We start from the raw sequence: 22787 nt of genomic DNA on the forward strand, positions 1-22787 counted from the left end.
TTGTAGTTTTTTATGCGTTAGAAAGCAACGTTCAGTCCCAGGGAGAAAGTGCGCAGTGTTGGATAAATGCTGTTTTCCACATAAGAGTCCGCACCCAGCGCGCCTTCCGGATCGATGTTGGGAATGGATTTATAGAGATAAAACAGGTTACGTGCTGCTGCGGTGATAACCAGTTTTTGCACCTTCGCGCGTCTTACCAGCTCGCGTGGTACCTCATAAGAGAGTGCTACTTCCCTTACTTTGATGTAGTTGTTTTTGTACAGACGGTCCGGCGGGAATGAAGTAGCCAGATCGTTGGCGTAGCTCATGTAGTAGCTGCTGGCGTTGGTCATCTGTGTGTTTGGTACAGATTTGCCGTTGCCATCCAGCATTACACCCGGGAGGACAATACCATCGTGGTATACACGGCCATTGGCTGCGCCGGCGGGAGCGGGCTGGTTATGTTGCCAGGGCACCATACTGCCATTGGCGTCGTAGTAATAAGCAAGACCGCCGTGTGCTTCATCCCTGTATTGGAGCGTGCTTTCCAGTTGACCTACACCGGTGAGGCGGTTGTTGGTATAAGAGAAGATGGTACCGCCGGATTTATAATCGAGACCAATGCGGAGGTTGAAATTTTTATAATTGAAGTCGGATATGATACCACCGTAGAATTTAGGCATGATGTTACCGGCAACGATTGACTTCTGATTGTTAAGTGAATACATGCCGTTGGAGCCTACGATTTTATTACCGGCATCGTCGCGGAGGTAGTCGTACATTACGATTTCGCCGTAGGGGCGTCCTTCATCCGCATGGATAGAAGCGGCGGAGCCATTGATCAGGTTGGAGATCGGGTTGTTGGTTACGCCGGGATAGAGACGCATCACTTTAGAACCCTGGCTGGCAGCGTTCACGGTGATATCCCATCTGTAGTTTTTGCCCATGAGCGGCGTACCGGTAAGGCCCAGTTCAAGTCCCCATGCTTTCACGTCACCCACGTTGATTTTAAGCCCGGTAGAGCTGGAAGCGGGAGAGATAGGGAGGTTGAAGATCTGGTTATAACGGTGATTGCTATACGCGGAGAAATCGATCGTCAGGCGGTTGTCCTTAAAGAAAGAGTTGTTGATACCGATTTCAAACTCCCTTTTACGTTCCGGTTTGAGGGCGCCGGGGAGGATAGCTTCGGGTGGTGTGACAGAAAGCGCGGTGGTATTGGATAACCGGGTGAAGCTATAGAGGTTGTTGGCAAAGTAGCGGCTGGTACCATTGCCCACATCGGCCCAGGACAGGCGGAGGGTACCGCTGTTCATTCCGGGAATAGCGAAACGTTCGGTGTAGTTCCAGTTGAGCGCTACACCGGGATAGAAGTATTTATTGTTTTCCGGAGGCAGGGTAGAGTTCCAGTCCATACGGCCCTGGAGTTCAAGGGTGAGCTCACTTTTCCAGGAGAGGGAAGCAGAGCCCAGCCAGCTATACAGCACGTCATTGCCACGGTTGAAGCTTCTGATTTGATAGAGATTGGCGGCAGAAGGTGTACCGGATTCATTGTTGAAAGAATACAGATCTGCGAAGTTAAGACCACCGATGGTGGAGCTGCCGAGATAATCGGAAGACCGCAGGCGGTAGGCGCCGCCGGTGTAGGCAAACAGGTGCAGCCTGTCCTGCATGAAAGAGCGGTTATAGTTAAGCAAAGCCTGGTAGGTTTGCACGGTAGAATTTTCCTTGGCTATACCGAAAGAACCATTGGCTACGCTGGGCAGTATCCTGGTCACGCTTTTTTCGGTGGTGTAGGTGGTATTGTCGTAGTCAAGACCGGCCTGTCCCACGAGGAAGAGGTGAGGTGTGAAGTTCAGCGTTACTTTGGCAGACGTGATCATATGCACCTTATCATCCTTCAGGGAGTTTTTGGAGCGGTCCCACATAAAGCCACCCAGATTGGAGAAGGCGGTAGGCACACCGGCGAGGGAGAGATCGCGTTTGAATCCTGTCTGATCGGTGTAGAAAGGATAGATCCGGTTGTAGTCATAATCCAGTGGCAGGCCCCATGCAACAGAACCATCGTTGGAACCGCGGCGGTTCATGCTGGTGATGTTGTAAATATTGGAGATCACTTCAAAGCTGGCAAGATTGGATGCTTTGATGTTACCGTTAAAGCTAAAGGTATTCCTTTTCTGCCAGGAGTTGTCGCCATTGATATCTTTATAGTAGTAGTTGGTATAAGAAGCACGCACATTTCCTTTGTCGTTGCTGCCGGCGATAGCTACGTTACCGGTAGTGGAGCGGCCGGTGTTAAAAAGCGACAGGAAGTTGTTGGTATGTGGTGAATTTTTTACCATGGAGCTGTCGTAGAACATGGCGTTAGCGCCATCGAATTTAGGGCCGAAGCTAAAGCGTTTGTTGGGAATGGTCCTGACCTTCTGTCCGTTCACGGTAGCATATACGGTATCATAGATGTCGTCACCGAGGCCGTACTGGTCCTGCAGTTTCAGGTAAGATACCGGTTGTTCATTGGTGTATTGGATAGATCCGGTCATGCCCATGCCGGTGCTGTTACGGCCGCTTTTGGTGGTGATGAGCACCACGCCGTTGGCTGCATCGCTACCATACAATACAGTAGCTTTAGCGCCTTTGAGGATGACCATGGATTCGATATCGGATGGGTTGATATCGTTGATGCCGGCGCCGTAATCGAAGCCCTGGCCTACTGGTCCGCCGATAGATGTTTTACGGTCGCTGAGGATAACACCGTCTACCACGAACATCGGGCGGATGTTCTGGTCGGGGTTCATACTGGCAGCGCCGCGGATATTGATTTTGATACCGCCCTGGGGACCAGAGGCGCCCATGTTCACGCCTACGCCGGCAGCTTTACCGTAGAGGGCGAGGAAAGGGTTCATCGTGGTACCGGCTTTGGTCAGCTCTTCTCCCTGAATGGTGCTGATCGCATAACCCAGTGTGCCTTTGGGACGTTTGATGCCGAGGGCGGTCACCACCATCTCATTGAGTCCGCTGGAGGCGGCGTGCAGTACCACGTTGACAGTGTTGGAATTGCCCACGGTAATGGTGGTGGGCTGAAAGCCGATGGAGGAGAACACCAGCACCACATTTCCCTGTGGCACCTCCACGGAGAAGCGTCCGGAGGGATCTGTAGCACCGCCGGTTTTAGTACCTTTTACGAGGTAGGTAACACCGGGGATAGGGGTGCCGGTGCTGTCCTTTACCACGCCGGTTATTTTCCGTTTGTCCTGTGTTATCTCCGCGGGGGTGATGTCCCGTGTTTCTGCGCTAGCTTGCTTTTCTTTCAGCGCGATCACTTTACCGATGATTTCATAAGAGAACGGCTGGTCCTGGAAAATAGCTGCCAGTGTACGTTCCAGCGTGGCATTTTGCACCTGTATATCTACCGGTTTGCTTTTTTTCAGCATGATGTCTTCATACCAGAAACTGTATCCTGATTGTTTTTTGATGTCTTCAAAAACGCTCAGGAGAGATGCATGTTTCCGGGATAGTGTGATCTGTTGCGACATAGAGCGGGCACTGATTTGCAGGCAGGCTACCGTCAGCAACAAGGTGACTATTTTGAGTTGCATGATCAGTCTTTTTTTGAAGGTGAGATGTGCACCGGATTTGCCTGTAACAAGTGAACGGTCAGGCATAGTTGAGCGTAGCCCTGGCACACGGAAGGGCCTTGCATGCTGGCAATATTTCATACATTTGGGATGTTTGAGTTGATAAAGTTGGATACAGAGAAGTGTCACACCGGCTCAGGCATTTTACCAGGGGCGGGTGAGAGCGCTCCTGGTTTTTTTGCACTGTGCCGGCACAGATCTCTTAGGGACCTTTGTGCATGTCGTACAATTTGATTTTGGTTGTGTTTAAATGATGCTAAAGTTGTTTTTACTACATGACGATTAATTTTTCCGCTTCCAGTTTGAAATGAATCTTGCTGATTTCGAGCAGGCGTAAAAGTGCCGACAGATCTGCTGTTCTTGGGATGTCACCGGTGAAGGTGCGGGTGGGCACGTCTCCTTTAAACACTACTTCGATGTTGTACCAGCGTTCCACCTGTCGCATGATAGTGCGGATATCGGCGCTTCTGAAGGAGATCAGGCCGTTTTTCCAGGCTACAGCGAGGTCGGTGTCTGCATGGTCGATAATTTCCATGGTACCGTTTCCGTTGATCAGTGATTGTTGTCCCGGTTTAAGGAGATGATGTGCCGATTGCCGGCTTACCTTGACAGATCCCTGTAAAAGTGTTGTTCTGATGTTATTTTCATTGTTGTAGGCCATGATGTTGAAGCTGGTGCCGAGTACCGCTACGGCTGTTTCACCGGTGTTGACAAAAAACGGCTGGGCAGCATTGGGTTGGATTTCAAAGTAAGCCTCCCCGTTGAGGGTAACCTGTCTTGTTGGTCCGGTGAAGTTGGTCGGGTATTGCAGGGATGAAGCTGCGTTGAGCCATACCCGTGAGCCATCGGGAAGTACGAGGCTGTATTGCCCGCCTTTAGGTGTGCGGAGCGTGTTCCAGCTGACAGTAGTATTGGCAGGAGCGGATGGCGACTTATAGGTGAGCCGGCCTGCATTGGTTTGCAGGCTTACGGGTCCCTGTTGTGCCACTTGCCCGTTCATATTGCTGTCCAGTTCAATGTTTTGGCCATTGGCCAGGGTGAGGATGGCTTTATCTGAACCAGGCAGGAAGATTTTATGCTGCGCCGTTGCTGCCAGTGTCGGTTTTTTACGCTGGCGTATCCAGAGGACGGTGGCGCCGGCCAGTACCAGCAGCAGAATGGCCGCTGCAGCCCTGTAGCTTCGATAAAACGTTTTAGCCAACGGGCGTTTGGTAGTGTTAGCGGAGAGGATACGGGCCAGCATGGCGTCCGACTGTGTGTCGAATACTTGTTGGTCTGTTTCGGCGGATTGTACCCATGCTTCTTCTATCATCCATTCGAGCTGCGCATCCTGATCATCGGAGCCGAGAAATGTTTTCAGCTCTTCCAGTTCAGCGGAAGTGGCAGTACGGGTAGTGTACTGGCTTAACAGGTATTTTAATCTGTTGTTGTCCATCAGCAAAAGTGAATCTATCTATATAGACAGCGGGAGGGGGTAAAAAGAGGTAATGGAGAAAAAAAAATTTTTTCAGAGTGTAAAAGGTGGTCATCTCCCGAAGGGAAATCGATATAAAAAAGAAAGTCGGGGGTGGTCATCTCCCGAAGGGAAAAACAGTTACTTAGGAAAGAACAATAGCAATAGCAGATTGGTTTCCGGGTGCGTCAGCGCATAACTGCGGATGGCGCGGAGGGCCAATACCATGTGTTTTTTCACGGTTTCCCGGGAGATGGCCATCCGTTCTGCAATTTCAGCCTGTCTCAGGCCTTCATCGCGACTGAGCAGATATACCCGTTGCCGTTGTGCCGGCAGTTCTGCAATAGCCTGATCAATGATACGGCGATAGCGGGCATCCATGGTTTCTTCAAATGGGTTGCCGGTATCAGCGGCGATGGTCATTTCCCATTGTTGTTTATGTTCCAGTTCGCGGCCCAGCTTTTTAAGGAAGGAGTAGGTATAGTTTTTAGCAGTTGTATAGAGGTAGGAATGAAAATGGCTTACCTGGCTGAGTTTGTCGCGCTTTTCCCAGATGCGGATAAATACTTCCTGTACGATCTCTTCCGCCATAGACAAGGAACCGGTGAGCTGATATACAAAGGCGCCGAGCCTTTGGTGGTAGGTATGAAAGAGGCGGGCAAACGCAGCCTCATCGCCTTGCGATACTAATAATAGTAAATCGTGTTCACTATTTAATTGTTTATTGTCCAAGTGAAAAAACTATAAACGGCTCTCTGTTTTGGTTGACTACGCGATAAATATAGACAATTACGAATTACCAACATCGAAAAGCGAAAAAAAGCGCATAAAAAAACGAAGATCATGCAGAGATTATCCGTATGATCTTCGCTATGGTTAATTGGAGGTTATTTTTTCTCTTCGTGATATTCCTGTTCGGTATTGATAGACCATATATTGGCTTTATCGGTGATACCGGCAGCGATATTGTCTACCGCCACCATGGCCGTTAGCATGGAGTGGTCGGAGTTATTGTATTTGTGCATGCCATTGCGGCCTACGAGGAAGAGGTTACCGAAAGTGTCGAGATAGTGGCGTATTTCATCGAACCGTGTATAGGTGCCGAAATAAGCCGGATAGGTTTTTTCCATGCGGAGCACGGTGGCATCGAGTACATCTTCCTTCCGGGCCAGCCCTATTTTGCAGAGTTCGTGTATGGCTGTTTCCCTGATTTCATTGTCGGTCAGTTCCCAGAAGTCATCGCCTTTGTTACAGAAATATTCCATGCCTACCCAGGTGGTATCGGGATCTTTTACCATGAATGGGCTCCAGTTGTTGAACAGTTGTAACCGGCCCACCTTCACATCTTTTTCCTGGATATAAATCCAGGTGTCATTGAGGGTGATGGGCTGATGACTACGTGTTTTAGCATCTTCGAAGCTGAGGTTCTTCAGCAGGATGCCGATGGTGATAAAATCGCGGTATTGCAGGCCGGCAGCTATTTCGCGGACATTGGCCGGTACATCGGCTTTGATGCCTGCCACCAGTTCCTGTACCGGCATGGTGGAGAAGAAATAATCACCTTCCAGTACGGTTGTTTCGCCGGTGGTTTTATCCAGCGCTTCGATAGCAGTGATGCGGTTGCCTTCCGTGCGGATGCCCACCACATCGTGTTGCATGAGCAGTGTGGCGCCCTGTGACGTCACCTGGCGGGCCACTTCTTCCCACAGTTGGCCGGGGCCATGTTTGGGATAAAGGAACTGTTCGATGAGGCTGGTCTCCACATTTTTCTGTTTGATGTCTTTGGGTTTGCTGGCATTCCAGGCGGCCTTGGCGGCGTGTGCGATCGCTTTACCGATAGAGATGCCTTTGATGCGTTGTGCGCCCCACTCTGCGGATATTTCATTGCAGGGAACGCCCCATACCTTTTCTGTGTAATGTTTAAAGAACAACAGATAGAGTGTTTTCCCGAAGCGGTTGATCATAAAATCTTCCAGCGACTTTTCCGGTTTTTTAGGGAACAGCTGTGCATACAGGTAAGAGATCATGATCCGGATGGTGGTGATGATGCCCAGTTTGCGCAGCGTATCGATCGACAGCTGTATGGGATAGGTAAAGAATTTTTTAAGGAAGTAGATACGGGACAGGCGTTTTCTGACCAGCATCACCAGGTCGGGGTTTTCGGCGACGAGGGTATCTGTTTCTCCGTTTTTCTGCGGCACTTTTACTTCCCTTGTTTTTTGCTGATAGCTGATGGTGAATATTTCAGCCGCTTCTTTGTCCAGCGGCATGACGGTCATCCACCAGTCCATGACGCGGTCAGATTTTGAGAAGAACCGGTGCCCGCCTATATCGATACGGTTACCTTTATAGTTGACCGTTTTGGAAATGCCGCCAATATCTGTGCTTTTTTCCAGGATGATGGGCATTATATCTGTGCGTTGGAGAAGTTCATAGGCAGCAGTAAGGCCGGCAGGCCCTGCACCGATGATAATGGCTTTCTTTTGCATGAGATAACATCGATTGATGGTGAATAGTTATTTGGAGGGGGTAGTAAGTAGCGCGTTTCGGTTATACCGGCGTATTTTGGGGTATTGGAAAAAGCGGGGGCGCCCCCCGAACATGCAAAAGAATAGTGGTGAACGCTTGAGCTGGCATAGTAAAATGGTTTATCTCAGGCTATTCCTTGTTTTAACGGAGAGCCTGGTTTTTGAGGGTTTATTACAGGGTCACGCGGCAGCGCTTATTTGCCACGTATACAATTATAAAAAACAGTACTGAAATAGCGGTTCAGCAACGGTTATGGTTCTCAGAATGTCCACTTGTAAAAGTACACTGGTGTGTCTTCTCCTTCGCTGATAGTGACGTAACCATCATTGCCGGGTGTGATGGTGATACCTTCGCCTTGTTTTTCGATGGTGTAGGGGAGAAGCTGTGCTGGTCTTGCCATGGCTTGTTCCACGGTTTCGTTGGGATTACGGTGCCAGTAGTAGATATCTGTCAGTGTTTTAATCACGATATGCTGGCCGTCTTTAGAGATATCGCCGGAAGTAACCCAGGTGTAGGGAAGGGTGATGAGTTTCTCCAGCGCGGCTTTATCACCGTCTTTAAAAAGCAGGTTGTTGGTTTTGTAAAGGCTGACTTTTGATTCTCTTTTGCTGACGATATAGATCTTTTTGCCGATGGGATCGATGAGTAATGTTTCCGCATCTCTTGGGCCGTTGGGATATTTGAGGGTGAGCACATCCGGGCGGATATGCAGCGATTTTTCTGTTACGGCCGTGGGTTCTTCAAAGCGATAGATACGGATATGTTTACGTACCCCTTTGTTGTCGCCGATATCCGCCACGTACACGTAATGTTTGCCTTTCACAGGGCCCATGCCTTCTGCAATATCTTCCATATCACGATTGCTGACATCATCCAGTTTGACGGTGCAGACGAGATGGGCCTGATGGTCCAGTAGAAAGGCTTCTGGTTTGTTGCCGCTGTCGTTGTGTGTCCAGTAATAACCGGGCATCGTGCTGCTGGAGGCAATACCTGATGCTTCCGTGATTTTATCGGAAGTGACATGGCCCAGTACAATGGGTTTGACGGTGGTATTGTCTTTGGTGGCCTGAGCGAAAGTGGCGGAGCATACGCCGGTCAACAGCAGGGCAGTCAGCAGAACAGGTAATCGCATAGGGCAATTTACTTAAAAATCTGATGTCGTTTTTCTAATCCTTTTATAATGAAGATTAGAAGAAAGCAGGGGTACCTTCGGCCAATATTTGCTCATGAAACACTTGCTATACTGTGTGACCCTTATGGGGACCCTGCTGGCCCGGCCAGCCTTTGCCCAGTCGGATTATATCAACCTGGGCAACAAACAATACCAGCTGCTGGACCGGCTGGACGTACTCACCAGAAACGATACCCTGTTAGGCTTCACCACCGTGAAACCATATGACCGCCGGAAAGTAACAGAGCGGGCATTGTACCTTGATTCGCTGGACAAAGCCGGGGCATTGCCGTTTACCTTAACAGCCACTGACCGCTACAATATACGCCACCTGTTGATGGACAATTGGGAATGGGCGCCGGCCTATACCGATTCCTTTGCCGTAAAACCGGTACTGAAACATTTCTACCGTACACCCGCTTCGTTATATGCTGTAAATACGAGCAATTTTAAGTTGTCCATCAACCCTTTGCTGAACCTGCAATACGGCGGCGCCAATGATGGCACCGGCAGTATTTTCATCAACAGCCGGGGGCTGGTGCTGAGAGGTAATATCGCTGGTAAACTGGGATTCTATACTGTGCTGACAGATAACCAGGAGCGTGACCCTGCTTATGTACGTGATTTTGTAACCCGCTATGATGCTGTGCCTGGCGCGGGTTTCTACAAAAATTACCATCATAACGGCTACGATTATTTCGATGCCAGGGGAGGTATCTCCCTCAACGCAGCCAAATATTTTGATATCCAGTTTGCCTACGACAAACTGTTTATCGGCAATGGTTTCCGCAGCCTTTTCCTCAGCGATTTCAGCAGCAATTTCCTGTACCTGCGTATCAGTACCCGTATCTGGAAATTTGACTATGAGAATATTTTCGCGCAGACCATTGCGCCATTTCCGCCTTATGGCTCAGACGGGCGCCAGATGCGGCCCCGCAACTATATGATGATACATCACCTGAGCCTGCAGGTGACTAAATGGCTGAACCTCGGTTTCTATGAAAACGTGATGGAAGACGGAAAAAATGGTTTGCAGTTGAGTTATCTCAATCCGGTTATCTTTTACCGGTCGGTGGAGCAGCAACTGGGCGCCGCCGGCAAAGCCAATGTAGGCTTTGATTTCAAGGCCAATATTACACGGTCGGTACAATTATACGGACAACTGTTGATCAATGAATTTGTGACGAAAGAGGTGTTGCATTATAGTCGTGGTGCTTTTGTCAACAAGCAGGGAGTGCAGCTGGGCGCCAAATATATCAATGCTTTGGGTGTACGTAACCTCGATTTGCAGGCGGAAGCCAATTATATACGGCCATTTACTTACACCAATTACGATAGTATTACTAACCTGGTGCATTACAATCAGCCGCTGGCGCATCCGTTGGGCGCCAATCTGAAGGAGTTTATCGGTATTGCCCGTTATCAGCCGTGGCCACGGCTGTATCTTACCGGTAAACTGATGTATCATCTGCAGGGATTGGATTCTGCTGGTGTCAACTTTGGCAGTGATGTGTTCCGCAGTTATAACACCCGGCCGCGGGACTACGGATTCCATATCGGCAGCGGTATCCCGGTGAATAGTACTATGGCAGCCCTGAGTGCATCATGGGAGATTTTTGAGAATATGTTCATCGATCTGAATACCACTTACCGTACCTATAACGTGCAGGACCAGCCTAAGTCGAATACTTTCTTTTATACCGTAGGATTCAGGGTGAATATGCAGTCGCGGGAGTTTAATTTCTAGATTTTCAAAAAAAATTTGGCAAATGGGGGAAATGTTATACCTTCGCGTTCCTGAATTGACGATGCCCGATAGTATAACGGTAGTACAAGCGACTCTGACTCGCTTTGTCTTGGTTCGAATCCAGGTCGGGCAACAAAAGCTGAAATTCTTCTTAGGAAAGGGTTTCAGCTTTTTTTATTGCTCCCCTGTCAATACCGAAAACCATCTTGAAAAGGTAAAATCCAGCAATTTTTGGAATGGCTGAGAAAAAGCACATGAATATGTACTTTGTCATGGTTGGAAGGTAATAAATTAATTACGCTCTATTTTTATGAGGAGTAATTAATTTATTACCTGCTATTGGTTAAACAATTGAGTTTATTTCTTCACCGCCCCCAATACATCTCTCACCAACACCTGATTTGCCTGATCCGTTACATCATTGTAATAACCGGCTGTCATCACTATTTCCAGGTCCAGCGAGGGTATCATAGCGATGGTTTGTCCACCGTTGCCTTCCGCCTGGGCCATATCTACCTGTTGACCGGCGACCTGTGGCTTTGAGCACCAGAACTGGAAGCCGTAGCCGACGTTCTTTTCATCGGAATCAACGGTCCATTTGGTGGATTGGGTGATCCATGTGGCGGGGATAAGCTGTTGTCCTTTCCATTGTCCCTGTTGCATGTACAGGCGGCCTACGCGTGCCATGTCCAGTGGACGCATACGCAGCCCTGAAGGCATCCAGTATACGCCATCAGCGCGTGCGCTCCAGAGGAATTTTGTGATACCCAGTGGCTGGAAAAGGTAGCGGTTGGCGAAATCGCGTATACTCATGCCCGTAGTCCGTTCAACGATTTGTCCGAGCAGGTGGGTGTTGCCACCGCTGTAGTTGAAAACGGTGCCGGGTTTGGCGGCGCTTTTACATTGCAACACGAATCCAGTGGGGTCTTGCGCTTCCAGCATCTGCCGTTCAGCGTTGGCAGGATCATCGTAAGACACGCGCTCGTTCCAGTCGAGGCCTGAGCTCATAGTTAGTAAATGCCGTATAGTGATATCGGCTTTATCACCGGTAGCATATTGGCGGTAGGTAGGAAAGTAATCGAATATTTTATCATCTACGCTTTTGATTTTCCCTTGTGCCAGCGCGATGCCTACACAGGCAGATACGATGCTTTTAGTCACGCTCCGGCAGTCATGAAGGCTGTCGCGTGTATGTGACACTTTCCCAACTGGTGTGGGGAATACAGCGTCCTCTCCTGCAAAGTACTGTTCGTAGATGAGTTTGTTTTTTCGCAGGATGATAAGGCTGTGTATGTTGTATTTGCCGTTGTTAATTTCGTTTTCCAGCGAGATGATTTTATTCTTGTCTATGTTGGCTTCTTCGAAAGTGCCCGTTTCCTGGTCTGGTGTTTCAGGAATGGGCAGATCATCATTGTTATGACAGGAGCAAAATAAAATGGCTAAGAGAATGGGAATGAAGTTTCTCATGATAGATAGATTTTTCAATAGTGATGTGGGAATTCCCTTAAAATATAAGCATGCTGTAATACGACGGGGAGCGGAAAATTTACCCCTATGGGCGGAGGGAGATTATTTAGAGATTTTGGGGACAAGGAAAGATGGAGTTGGCAGAGGTGGTGTGGCTCAGGATTGATGAAAAGCCATTATCAAGCCTGATTTTGAAGAGTACGCAGGCGTCTGTAAGGAGCTCTGAAATTGCCTTTTTCTGTAAGGATACCTGCTGCGACCAGAAAGGCTTTGGCCGCTTTCGGATCTTTGGCTAGTTCCGCTGTAAATTTTTTGATTTCTTTGGATAGCTCCTTTGTTTCCTTTGATACGTAGGTTAATCGTGAGTTTTTCATATAAATGGTTTGTTGTTGAGGCATGGAAATTTGTTTGACAGCTTTCGAGGCAGTGAAAGATCGCGTGAAGGGTCAACCAAGAGCTGTCTCCTTCAGAAATTTGGAAGGCAGCTCTTTTAGAGGAGGTCACTTTTTTCTTTGAGCCAGCAGTTCATCTTTAATTTGTTGATATTTTGCATCAGTCATATCATAACTAAATTTTCATGGCCATTGAATTTTTTGCCGTGGATGGAAAAACCCTTTGATGCAATTAGGGTTTCTAATGCATATCTGTATATGATTTTTTTCACGGAAACCTGCATTAGGATATAATTCTTCCCCTTCCCAGAATACACCCCGGACAGAATCAAATGGCCGTATATTTTTCTGTTGTTGGAAGTGGTGTACCATTTCTATTACTGCACAATCCAATTCACGTAATAATAAATCCTGATTTCCAGATGCGGGTTTATTTATCGGCATTTTCTTCCCAACTGCACTACAGGAGTCGCGCAGCACGCCATAAGCTATTTTTAATAACCTTAAGTTGTGATAATCGAGTAAATCCAAGCATAATCCAAGGTTAATAACTGCACCTACTATAGCTGGTCGCGAGATTACTTTTCTTCTCCTGCCGGGATTTTGATTCAGGAACCTCGCAAATTCAAATGCTCTGGAAGGGCTGCTGTCCCAGAAATAGATGCCGTGGCCTATCCAATCATATTTGTTGTTGCTGCTTCGGAGCTCGGTCTGTCCCGATACTACTTTGTGAACGAGGCTTTCATCACATCCATGAAAAGCTGTTATCAAGCCTGGTCGAGAAGAATACATAAGCCTTTATATGGTGCTCTGAAATTTCCTTTTTCTGTAAGAATACCTGCTCCAACCAGAAAAGCTTTAGCTGCTTTAGGGTCTTTAGCCAGTTCTGCCGAAAATTTTTTCATCGCCTTGGATAGTTCCGTTATGTCCATTGATATGTAGGGTGATCGTGATTTTTTCATGTAAATGGTTTGTTGTTGATACAAATGTAACCCGCATTTTTTCTACTTTTTGCAAATCAATTGTTAATGGAATACAGTTTGTTATAATGATAAATTAATTATCATGTAATTTCTATCTTCATTTAATCTCCTCTTCATTTTCCGGGGTTTTTTAAGAAAGAGAAAATTTTTGTGAGTCAGGCCGGATTATCGGTAGTGAGAATAAAAGAGCTTTTAGAGAAATGATAACCGAAAGCCCCTTTGCGATAAAATATCTTACATTTGATAGTATCATTTGATACTATCAAATGATACTATCAAAACCGCTAACCTATGCCCCGCCGCTATCAAGACATTCAATGGATCATCCAGCAAAACCTGACCAACACCGCAGATCTCGAACAATTAAAAACAGCCTGCAACAACATTGGCGTACGTCATCAGGAAGTAATGGTGATCCCTTTCACGGAGGCACTGCCGGAATTTGACCGCAGCTACCGCAGCATTTTCTATGGATCAGTGACATTCAGCCAGATGGCGCTGGCGGAGCCTTCGGTGAGCAGTGGCCTGTTTATGGATAATACCATCTTTTCTATAGAAAACTACTTCGAACGTTGGGGCAGGCATATGCTGAACTATGGCGCTATGCTGACCACCTTCGAAGCGCTGGTGCAAATGGACCTGCCGGCAGATAAGTTGTATTTTATCCGTCCGGATAATGACCATAAATCTTTTGCAGGGGAAGTAAAGTCTTTCGGAGATATTGGTATTTGGTATGAACAACTGAAAGCAACGGATATATCGCTGGACAGCAGGATCGTTGTGTCAGAACCATATAACATCCGTTATGAATGGCGACTTTGGATCGTTCATAAAAAAGTAGTGGCTGCTTCCAAATACAGGGAATATTTTCAGCTGACAAAAGAACGGGGATGCCCTGAGGAGGTTATCCATTATGCGGAGGCGCGTTGCCGTGAGTATACACCACATGATGTGTTTGTGATGGATGTGTGCCGTTGCGGGGATGAATATTTTATTGTGGAATGTGGCTGTATGAATTCGGCTGGTTTTTATGCGGCAGATATTGCTGCGATTGTTGCAGCGGTGACAGATTATTTCGCTGACAAAAAATAAAAAAAGCAGGCCGTCAAACGGCCTGCCTGCGATATACTACATTACGGGCTCAAGATCATTTAGTTCAGCTGTTGTAAAAACTTCCGACCTGATATAAAATCGCACGCCCAGCGGTATTTCCAGCGAGAAGCTGCTACCTCTTCCGGGTGTGACATCCAAAATCAACCGGGTATGTTTCCAGTATTCAAACTGGTCACGATGCATATAAAACCGGCAGCCTTCCACTTCTCCCAGGCATACGTCACTGCTGCCGGTAATAAATTCACCTGCTTTGAAACACATAGGCTGGCTTCCGTCGCAACAGCCGCCGCTTTGATGGAACATCAGCGGACCGTGGCTGCGTTGTAATTCGTGAACCAGGGCGACAGCCTTTTCGGTAGCGATAACACGGGCTACACTCATATTCGTATGTGATTACAGGTGGATGGTATGTCACTATCAAAAGAATCCGAGCTTGTTTTTGCTATAAGAGATCAGCATGTTTTTAGTCTGCCGGTAATGAGATAGCATCATCTTATGATTTTCCCTGCCGAAGCCTGATTTTTTATATCCGCCGAATGGTGCATGTGCAGGGTAGGCATGGTAGCAGTTGACCCACACACGGCCGGCCTGAATGGCCCTGGGCACCTGGTACAGTTCATGTGCATCGCGGGTCCATACGCCGGCGCCAAGGCCGTATAAGGTATCGTTGGCAATGGCGATCGCTTCTTCGGTGGTACGGAAGGTGGTCACACAGCTAACGGGGCCGAAAATCTCCTCCTGGAAAACACGCATCTTGTTATGGCCTTTGAAAAGTGTTGGCTGGATATAATAACCATGTTCCAGGCCACTGTTCTGATGAAACGCTTCACCACCGCAGAGTACCTGCGCGCCTTCCTGTTTACCGATTTCGAGGTAGCTGAGAATTTTATTGTACTGATCTTCTGAGGCCTGTGCGCCCATCATCACAGTAGCATCCAGTGGATTACCCATTTTAATGGCTTTGGTGCGACTGATGACTTTTTCCATGAACTTATCATAGATATTTTCATGTACGAGGATGCGGCTGGGACAAGTACATACTTCGCCCTGGTTGAGGGCAAACATTACGGCGCCTTCCACAGCTTTGTCAAAAAATTCATCGTCGGCATCTGCTACGGATTCGAAGAAGATATTCGGGCTTTTACCGCCCAGTTCCATGGTGACCGGTATCAGGTTTTCGGAGGCATACTGCATGATCAGGCGACCGGTAGTGGTTTCGCCGGTGAAGGCTACTTTCTGCACCCGGGGCGACGATGCCAGCGGTTTTCCTGCTTCCGGGCCGAAGCCGGTAACGATATTGAGTACGCCGGGAGGGAGCAGGTCGCCGATCAGCTCCATCAGGCACATGATGCTGGTGGGGGTCTGTTCTGCGGGCTTTACTACTACACAGCAGCCGGCAGCCAGTGCGGGCGCTATTTTCCAGGCGGCCATCAACAGCGGGAAATTCCAGGGAATAATCTGGCCTACCACGCCAATAGGCTCGTGGATATTAATGCAGACGGTGGTTTCATCATGTTCGCTGATGCTGCCTTCTTCGCTGCGGATGACGCCGGCAAAATAACGGAAATGGTCCACTACCAGCGGCAGATCGGCGGCACGCGTTTCCCGGATGGCTTTACCATTATCAATCGTCTCTATAGTGGCCAGGTGTTCCAGGTTGTCTTCTATTACCTGCGCTATCCGTATCATCAGATTGCTGCGGTAGGTGGGCGCTGTTTTGCTCCAGCTGGTAAAAGCCTGGTGGGCGGCGTCTATGGCTTTCTCTATGTCTTTGGCGTTGCCCCGGGCGGCCTGTGTAAATACTTTACCATCAATGGGTGATATATTGTCAAAATATTCCCCGCTATCGGGTTTTACCCATTGCCCGTTTATATAATGATCGTACCTGGCTTTAAACTCAGGTCTCTGTGCCACGTTGGATGCCGGTGCGGCGGTGGTGGTAGTATCTTTCATAACGGAACGATTTACGTGAAACAATAAGCTAATATGCTAAACCTCCCGGGGTTGACCGGAAACTTTCGTACTTATCTATAGCACAATCGTACCTGTCTTTTACGGCCGACAAAAAAAATCAGTAAATTGTAGATAGTAAATATGATGGTAGCGCCGGTGAAAAAGTATTTAAACCATATCGATTTTACGCATCCGAAATTCCTGCAACAGCAGGTGGAGAACCGGCGTATCTATAACCTGAAAAACTGTGAGCTGAATATCTTTGAGAGTTATCAACAGGCGTACCAGGTACCCTTATCATTTGGCGATTTCGTTATCACCAGTATGGTACAGGGCAAAAAGATCATGCACCTGCCGGAGCAGCCGGCTTTTGAGTACGTCCCCGGCGAATCGGTGATTGTACCGGCCAATGAAACCATGACCATCGATTTCCCCGAAGCTACGCCTGATAACCCGACGCAGTGTATAGCCCTGACCATAGATGATGCCTATATCCGCCATACCCTGCAGTATCTGAATGAACACTATAACAGCGATCATGCAGAGAAGAGCGACTGGCGCCTGCATTTCAGTAAATATCATTTTGATAACGATGCCGACGTGGCTGATACCATCAATAAACTGGTGCGCATCTGCCACGGCTCCGATCCGGGCAAGGACATTTATGCGGACCTGAGCATGAAGGAGCTGCTGGTCCGGATTCTACAAAGCCAACACCTGCAAAGGGTTTCGAATGAATATGCCGTCAGCAGCAACAACAGCCGCCTGCATTTTGTATTACATTATATACAGGAACATCTCACGGAAAAAATAGCGGTGGACACGCTTTGTAAAAAAGCATACCTGAGCCGCAATATCTTCTTCAAATGGTTTAAAGAACAGTTTGGTATCACCCCACTTGAATACATTAACAAAGAGAGAATCAAACTGGCCAAACAACTGCTGGCTGACAACAGTCACTCTATCAGCCAGGTAAGCATGCAATGTGGCTTCAATGATACCAACTATTTCGTGCGTCTCTTCAAAAGCACGGAAGGCATTACTCCCGGCGCTTATCAGCTCATCTGCCGGAAATAAAAGATAATCCACTCCCTGCAATTAAAAATACTTTGTACTTTGTAGCCAACTGATACGTAGCATGTCATAACCCTATGCTTTTTAAAAAATGACGCAACACGACCGGACTATCTCCGCAGCGCAGTTGACAGCGGGCTTGCGTAACCACGATAAAGACCTTTTCCAGCAACTGTACAACACTTACAGCAGGGAACTCTATCTGCTGGCTTTCCGCTGGGTACAGGATGAAGGCCTGGCGAAAGACATGGTGCATAACCTGTTTGTATACCTGTGGGAAAAAGGACACGATCTCACCATCACGGGAGAGGTACGCCATTACCTGTTCCGAGCCATCACCAACCGCTGCATCAATGAGCTGAAACGCCGCTCCCGCACCGTCAGCGAGGAGCTGCTTCGCTTTGAATCCGACACCGCTTCTTTTTATGAGATAGCGGATTATATCCTGTTTCAACAGGAGCTGCTGCAACACCTCGCGCCACTGCCACCCCGCTGCCGCGAAATATTTATCCTGAGCAGGGTACATGGCCTTGAGCCTTCCGAAATAGCAGAAAAGCTGGGCATCACCCTCAATACCGTCTATTATCAACTGTCTGTAGCCCTGAGCACCTTGAGAACAGCACTGCTGCCGAAAAAAAAATTACGCTGACATCAAAGTTTATTATTTCCCAATTGTCATAATAGTATAGCGCCATGAAAAAAGAGGAAGTATCAGGATTTATCATAGCCTGTTTGTCTGAACCGGACAACGCAGCGAAACAGCAACAGTTGCAGGACTGGCTGCTGGAAGATGAAACACATCCTGCTATTTTGGAAGAATACCGCCAGTTGTGGCAGGCAACTGCCCAACTCCCGGAGAATGATTTTGACATGGCAACAGGATGGGAAAACCTGCAACAGGCCACGGTGTCGCGCCAATCGCCGCTGAAGACGGCCTACCGCCGCTACTGGTGGAAAGCAGCCGCCGTGCTGTTACCCGTCATCCTGATGACAGCCTGGTGGAATCACCACCGGCAACAAGGGGAGATGGTCACCTACATCGCGCAGGGCAGCCTGAAAGACAGCCTGCATTTGCCCGACGGCTCAAAAGTATTCCTGCGGCCAGGCACAGTGCTGCGCTATAACAAAGCCTTCGAAAGCCGTACCGTGGAATTGCAGAGCGGAGAGGCTTTCTTTGAAGTGGTGAAAAATGAACAGCAGCGGTTTACCGTGACTGTCTTTCATGCGGCAGTAGAAGTGCTCGGTACCTCTTTTAACATCAAAACATCCACGGAATACACCGATGTGGCCGTATGGGATGGTAAAGTACGCCTCAGCGCTGATAACAGCCGCCAGGGAGTGATACTAACGCCGGCGACTATGGGAAAAGTAGATGCCTATACCGGCCAGGTGGAAAAACTGGCTGGCGCTTTTGAATACCGCTGCGGATGGGCCAACAACGACGTGAGTTTCAGTAATCAGTCGCTCGGCACAGTGCTCAATACGCTGTCTTCCATTTACCAGGTAAGGCTGCGGACAGCAGATACAACGCTGCTCCAGGAAAATATCACGGTCAGATTTAAAAATATCACGTTAAACGAAGCGCTAGCGGTCATCAGGGAAATGCTCGACCTGAAAGTGGACCAGGTGTCTTCCGCTGAATATATACTGAAAAAAATGAAATAGTTACCAGCATCACAGTATCCTGATTCTTCGTTATCGGTTGTAACAACCCATACCGGGCCATCGGCCTGTGACCTTGTTATGCCTGTAATCTACAGATGTTGCCTTTTCCCGGGGAAGGCGGCGGGCGTGCTGTTCCCAGGGGCGAAGCCCTGGAATAATATATCAACTAAAATCAATTTATTGCATGAAAACACTCAAGTTTTACTGCACGGTCATACTGATCGTATTTACCTGTGCCTATGCAGCTGCGCAAGATGCTGCATCCGTACTGTCGAAGCGGGTGTCACTGGACGTGACGGAAAAACCCGTTCCTGAAATACTGGGCATCATAGAAAAACAACTCTCCATCTCCTTTGCCTATCCCAACGAGATCGTGAACGGAAGGGGTAACTTCTCCTTCAAAGAAAAAAGCATCCCGCTGGAAAATGTGCTGAAAGTGTTGTTTCCTGCCGGCAGTTTCCAGATCAAAGCCATGGGCACCCATGTAGTGATCAAACAACTGAATAAGCCACAAGGCGCCGTCATACAGCTGAAAGGCCGTGTGCTCGATAAACAGACCGGCGAAGCATTGCCCGGCGCCGTGATCACAGACCGGGAAAGCAACAAGTCGGTCGTATCCGGTGAAGACGGCTCTTTTACCCTGTCCATTTCCCAGGGAAGCACTTACAGCGTGGCTTTCATTGGCTACGAAACTACCTCCCGGACCGCCAGCAGCGCCAAAGCGGCAGACGTACTGCTGCCCCGCCGTATCTCCGAAATGAATACCGTGGTGGTAACGGCACTAGGTATTGGCCGGCAGCAGCGCTCTCTCGGTTACGCCTATACGGACCTGAAAGGCAACGAGTTCACCAAAGCACGGGAAAACAACCCCATCGCGTCACTGAGCGGCAAGGTAGCTGGCCTGGATGTGAGTATGACTAACAGCGGCGTAGGCGCTTCCGTGAAAGTAACGCTGCGCGGCGTGAAAGTAGTAGGCGGCGATAATCAGCCCCTCTACGTGATTGACGGGGTACCGATTAATAATTCCTCACCCGGTCAGGCCGATAAATACGGCGGTTACGACCTCGGTGATGGTACCAGTATTATCAATCCGGATGAAATTGAAACGATGTCTGTGCTGAAAGGTGGCGCCGCTACGGCGTTGTATGGCAGCCGCGCTTCCAACGGTGTCATCCTCATCACCACCAAAAAAGGAAATAACAAAGGACTGGAAGTGGAAGTGACCTCCAACGCGGTACTGGAAAAGCTGAACAACAGCTACGATTTCCAGGAGGAATATGGAATGGGCCGTACTGGTCAGTTGCCCCGTGATGCGGCTACTGCCCGTACCTTCTCCCAGTCCAGCTGGGGGCCCCGTTTTAATGCCGACAGCCTCACCTGGTTGTGGAACGGCCAGAGAATGCCTTATGTGAAAGCGGCTAACCCTATCCAGAAATTTTTCCGCGAAGGGCTTACACTGTCTAACTCCGTAGCATTGGCCACCGGCAATGATAAAAGCCAGCTGCGCTTTACCTACACCAACCTGCACAACAAAGACATCGTGCCCACCAGTGGACTGGACCGTCACAACTTTGCGTTGCGTGGCTCTTCCCGCCTGACGGATAAACTGAGCATCGACGCCAAGGTGGCCTACCTCAATGAGAAGGTGAATAACCGTCCGGCTTTGTCTGATAACCCCAATAACGTAGGGTATGTGCTCAGTGGCATCGCCCCCAATATTTCCATCGACTGGTTAAAAGAATACAAAGACCCTGTTACCGGTAATTATATCGACTGGAACAATGACCAATACCAGGTAAACCCCTACTGGGCGCTCAACGAACAACCCAATAACAGTAAACAGGACAGACTGACCGGTTTCGCGATGCTCAAATATCAGCTCACCCCTTATCTCACGATTCAGGGCCGCACCGGTACCGATTATTCCAAATTCAGCTTTCGGGAGTTCATCGAATTATCATCCCCTTTTAACACCACCGGCGGCATCAATATGAAAGACCGCACGCTCCGTGAAACCAACTCCGAGCTGCTGCTTACCTTCAGCAAACAGGTGAAAAACTTTCAGATTGGCGCCAACCTCGGTACCAACCGCATGGATTATGAAGAAACTGTACTCAACACTACCGGCCGGGATATCAGCACCAGAGGCGTAAAGAGCATCAATAACTTCCAGACAAAACTCAGTAATGAACTGATCAACCGCAAAAGGATCAATTCAGTATATGGCGCGGTGAGCCTGTCTTATAAGAATTACCTGTATCTTGACATCACCGGGCGTAACGACTGGTCATCCACGCTGGCTGCGGGCAACAACTCCTTCTTTTATCCCTCTGTTTCCACCAGCTTCGTTTTCTCCGAGTTGATGCCGCAGAACGAGCTGCTGAATTTCGGGAAGATACGGCTCTCCATAGCGCAGACGGGAGCGGATGCTGTTGACCCTTATCAGCTGAAACTGACTTATGCCAGCAATCCGGATATTCCTGCCATCGGTGGTTATTCCATTGGCGGCGTAGGGGTGGACAGGGTACCGTATGAAGCCCTGAAACCCAGTATCAGCAAGTCTTACGAGGCTGGCCTCAACCTGGTGATGTTAAAGAACAGGGTGAACCTGGATGTGACTTTCTACCAGTCCAATACCCGCAACCAGGTGCTCTATGCGCCCATCTCTTCTACCAGTGGTTATACGACAGCAGTGATCAATTCCGGCAATGTGCAGAACAAAGGCGTGGAAATAGCGCTGGGCCTGAAGCCGGTCACCACTAAAAATTTCAGTTGGGATGTAAACCTCACCTGGGCACGCAACGTCAACAAAATTCAGGAGCTGAGCCCGCTGGTGTCCGGCTTCTATACACTGGCATCTGCCCGTTGGGCCAATGCTTCCATCGTGGCGCAGGAAGGGGAGGAATATGGCATCATCGTGGGCCGCAAATTCCTGCGGGACGATCAGGGCAATATGGTGCTGGATGAGAAGCTGCTGCCCCGCTACGATGCCGCTGATACCCGCATTGGCGGTGGTCAGTACAAATGGATCGGAGGCCTCAACAACCGTTTCGTGTATAAGAACTTCGCCTTGTCTGTTTTGCTGGATATAAAACAAGGCGGTAACATCTACTCTATGACCAACCTGCGCGCTTATGCCACCGGCCGTCATAAAGGTACGCTGGATGGCCGTGAAGGTTGGGCCCAGTCCGAGAAAGAAAGAATAGCAGCCGGCGTGGAACCGGGTAACTGGAAGCCTACGGGCGGTATCCCGGTGTCTGGTGTACAGGAAGACGGTGTGGATGGAAGCGGAAACAAAAAATACAAACCGGTGTCTGGTTTTGTTAGTCCGCAGGTATACTGGGGCACCATCACCGACAATATACCCGAGGCCTTCATCTACGATGCCTCTTTCGTGAAGGTACGCCAGATCACGCTGGATTATCGTCTCCCGCAAAGCGTGTTGCGTAAAACCATGATACGCGATGTGACCATTTCGCTGGTAGCACGCAATCCGTTTATAGTGAGCAAACATGTACCGAACATCGATCCACAGTCGAGCTACAACAACAGCAACGGACAAGGGTTTGAATACGGCTCACTGCCTACCCGCCGCTCTTATGGTATCAACCTATATGCAAAATTCTAAA

At 48.8% G+C, this 22787-nt stretch carries 17 protein-coding genes and 1 tRNA gene; 7 read left to right on the forward strand and 11 right to left on the reverse strand.

Annotation, left to right across the window (positions count from 1 at the left end):
- Positions 1-17 precede the first annotated feature (17 nt).
- From HHL17_RS30285 to HHL17_RS30305, 5 genes are all read right to left on the reverse strand, one after another.
- Positions 18-3692, reverse strand: coding sequence for a SusC/RagA family TonB-linked outer membrane protein (locus HHL17_RS30285; protein WP_240976003.1), 3675 nt, complete (start codon positions 3690-3692; stop codon positions 18-20).
- A 190-nt stretch (positions 3693-3882) separates the two neighbouring features.
- Complete coding sequence (locus HHL17_RS30290; protein WP_169228561.1) at positions 3883-5046, reverse strand: FecR family protein; 1164 nt, start codon at positions 5044-5046, stop codon at positions 3883-3885.
- A 159-nt stretch (positions 5047-5205) separates the two neighbouring features.
- The gene (locus HHL17_RS30295) at positions 5206-5796 is read right to left on the reverse strand and encodes an RNA polymerase sigma factor (protein WP_169228562.1); all 591 of its coding nucleotides are present in this window, start codon (positions 5794-5796) and stop codon (positions 5206-5208) included.
- Between the two features lie 155 nt (positions 5797-5951).
- Positions 5952-7553 carry an NAD(P)/FAD-dependent oxidoreductase gene (locus tag HHL17_RS30300; RefSeq protein WP_169228563.1) on the reverse strand — a complete coding sequence of 534 codons (1602 nt, stop codon included), beginning with the start codon at positions 7551-7553 and terminating at the stop codon, positions 5952-5954.
- A 299-nt stretch (positions 7554-7852) separates the two neighbouring features.
- Positions 7853-8725, reverse strand: a complete 873-nt coding sequence (locus tag HHL17_RS30305) for a hypothetical protein (protein ID WP_169228564.1) — start codon at positions 8723-8725, stop codon at positions 7853-7855.
- A 94-nt stretch (positions 8726-8819) separates the two neighbouring features.
- Between HHL17_RS30305 and HHL17_RS30310 the strand changes: the two genes are divergently transcribed.
- Both HHL17_RS30310 and HHL17_RS30315 read left to right on the forward strand, forming a co-directional pair.
- Positions 8820-10511, forward strand: coding sequence for a hypothetical protein (locus HHL17_RS30310; protein ID WP_169228565.1), 1692 nt, complete (start codon positions 8820-8822; stop codon positions 10509-10511).
- A gap of 62 nt (positions 10512-10573) precedes the next feature.
- Positions 10574-10644, forward strand: a tRNA-Gln gene (locus HHL17_RS30315).
- A 224-nt stretch (positions 10645-10868) separates the two neighbouring features.
- On the opposite strand, the gene HHL17_RS30320 is transcribed toward HHL17_RS30315, so the two are convergent.
- The 4 genes from HHL17_RS30320 to HHL17_RS30335 form a co-directional block, all read right to left on the reverse strand.
- Positions 10869-11978, reverse strand: coding sequence for a serine hydrolase domain-containing protein (locus HHL17_RS30320; RefSeq protein ID WP_169228566.1), 1110 nt, complete (start codon positions 11976-11978; stop codon positions 10869-10871).
- A gap of 179 nt (positions 11979-12157) precedes the next feature.
- Positions 12158-12376, reverse strand: a complete 219-nt coding sequence (locus HHL17_RS30325; RefSeq protein WP_169228567.1) for a hypothetical protein — start codon at positions 12374-12376, stop codon at positions 12158-12160.
- Between the two features lie 177 nt (positions 12377-12553).
- Positions 12554-13162 carry a hypothetical protein gene (locus HHL17_RS30330; protein WP_169228568.1) on the reverse strand — a complete coding sequence of 203 codons (609 nt, stop codon included), beginning with the start codon at positions 13160-13162 and terminating at the stop codon, positions 12554-12556.
- Positions 13138-13332 carry a hypothetical protein gene (locus tag HHL17_RS30335; RefSeq protein ID WP_169228569.1) on the reverse strand — a complete coding sequence of 65 codons (195 nt, stop codon included), beginning with the start codon at positions 13330-13332 and terminating at the stop codon, positions 13138-13140. The genes HHL17_RS30330 and HHL17_RS30335 overlap by 25 nt, the downstream gene beginning before the upstream one ends.
- A 312-nt stretch (positions 13333-13644) precedes the next feature.
- Between HHL17_RS30335 and HHL17_RS30340 the strand changes: the two genes are divergently transcribed.
- Positions 13645-14445, forward strand: coding sequence for an ATP-grasp domain-containing protein (locus HHL17_RS30340; RefSeq protein WP_169228570.1), 801 nt, complete (start codon positions 13645-13647; stop codon positions 14443-14445).
- 36 nt (positions 14446-14481) lie between these two features.
- Here HHL17_RS30340 and HHL17_RS30345 read toward each other — a convergent pair whose 3' ends face one another.
- The gene (locus HHL17_RS30345) at positions 14482-14847 is read right to left on the reverse strand and encodes a DUF779 domain-containing protein (RefSeq protein ID WP_169228571.1); all 366 of its coding nucleotides are present in this window, start codon (positions 14845-14847) and stop codon (positions 14482-14484) included.
- Between the two features lie 36 nt (positions 14848-14883).
- Positions 14884-16419, reverse strand: coding sequence for an aldehyde dehydrogenase family protein (locus HHL17_RS30350; protein WP_169228572.1), 1536 nt, complete (start codon positions 16417-16419; stop codon positions 14884-14886).
- Positions 16420-16575: 156 nt separating this feature from the next.
- On the opposite strand from HHL17_RS30350, the gene HHL17_RS30355 reads away from it, so the two are divergent.
- From HHL17_RS30355 to HHL17_RS30370, 4 genes are all read left to right on the forward strand, one after another.
- Positions 16576-17496 (forward strand): AraC family transcriptional regulator, encoded by a 921-nt coding sequence (locus HHL17_RS30355; RefSeq protein ID WP_317166643.1) that lies wholly within the window; start codon positions 16576-16578, stop codon positions 17494-17496.
- An 88-nt stretch (positions 17497-17584) separates the two neighbouring features.
- Positions 17585-18142: an RNA polymerase sigma-70 factor gene (locus HHL17_RS30360; protein WP_169228573.1), complete on the forward strand. Its 558-nt coding sequence runs from the start codon at positions 17585-17587 to the stop codon at positions 18140-18142.
- Between the two features lie 44 nt (positions 18143-18186).
- Complete coding sequence (locus HHL17_RS30365; protein WP_169228574.1) at positions 18187-19158, forward strand: FecR family protein; 972 nt, start codon at positions 18187-18189, stop codon at positions 19156-19158.
- Positions 19159-19342: 184 nt separating this feature from the next.
- A complete protein-coding gene (locus HHL17_RS30370) occupies positions 19343-22786 on the forward strand; it encodes a SusC/RagA family TonB-linked outer membrane protein (RefSeq protein WP_169228575.1) in 3444 nt (1147 codons plus the stop codon).
- The last annotated feature ends 1 nt before the right edge of the window (position 22787 follow it).

The organism is Chitinophaga fulva, from assembly GCF_012927205.1.
GTDB classification, from domain to species: Bacteria; Bacteroidota; Bacteroidia; order Chitinophagales; family Chitinophagaceae; genus Chitinophaga; species Chitinophaga fulva.

Bases quoted from the DNA above. Each gene is read 5' to 3' on its own strand.
- HHL17_RS30285 (WP_240976003.1), bottom strand. From the start codon at position 3,692: ATGAAATATTGCCAGCATGCAAGGCCCTTCCGTGTGCCAGGGCTACGC.
- HHL17_RS30290 (WP_169228561.1), bottom strand. From the start codon at position 5,046: ATGGACAACAACAGATTAAAATACCTGTTAAGCCAGTACACTACCCGT.
- HHL17_RS30300 (WP_169228563.1), bottom strand. From the start codon at position 7,553: ATGCAAAAGAAAGCCATTATCATCGGTGCAGGGCCTGCCGGCCTTACT.
- HHL17_RS30305 (WP_169228564.1), bottom strand. From the start codon at position 8,725: ATGCGATTACCTGTTCTGCTGACTGCCCTGCTGTTGACCGGCGTATGC.
- HHL17_RS30310 (WP_169228565.1), top strand. From the start codon at position 8,820: ATGAAACACTTGCTATACTGTGTGACCCTTATGGGGACCCTGCTGGCC.
- HHL17_RS30320 (WP_169228566.1), bottom strand. From the start codon at position 11,978: ATGAGAAACTTCATTCCCATTCTCTTAGCCATTTTATTTTGCTCCTGT.
- HHL17_RS30325 (WP_169228567.1), bottom strand. From the start codon at position 12,376: ATGCCTCAACAACAAACCATTTATATGAAAAACTCACGATTAACCTAC.
- HHL17_RS30330 (WP_169228568.1), bottom strand. From the start codon at position 13,162: ATGTATTCTTCTCGACCAGGCTTGATAACAGCTTTTCATGGATGTGAT.
- HHL17_RS30335 (WP_169228569.1), bottom strand. From the start codon at position 13,332: ATGAAAAAATCACGATCACCCTACATATCAATGGACATAACGGAACTA.
- HHL17_RS30340 (WP_169228570.1), top strand. From the start codon at position 13,645: ATGCCCCGCCGCTATCAAGACATTCAATGGATCATCCAGCAAAACCTG.
- HHL17_RS30345 (WP_169228571.1), bottom strand. From the start codon at position 14,847: ATGAGTGTAGCCCGTGTTATCGCTACCGAAAAGGCTGTCGCCCTGGTT.
- HHL17_RS30350 (WP_169228572.1), bottom strand. From the start codon at position 16,419: ATGAAAGATACTACCACCACCGCCGCACCGGCATCCAACGTGGCACAG.
- HHL17_RS30360 (WP_169228573.1), top strand. From the start codon at position 17,585: ATGACGCAACACGACCGGACTATCTCCGCAGCGCAGTTGACAGCGGGC.
- HHL17_RS30365 (WP_169228574.1), top strand. From the start codon at position 18,187: ATGAAAAAAGAGGAAGTATCAGGATTTATCATAGCCTGTTTGTCTGAA.
- HHL17_RS30370 (WP_169228575.1), top strand. From the start codon at position 19,343: ATGAAAACACTCAAGTTTTACTGCACGGTCATACTGATCGTATTTACC.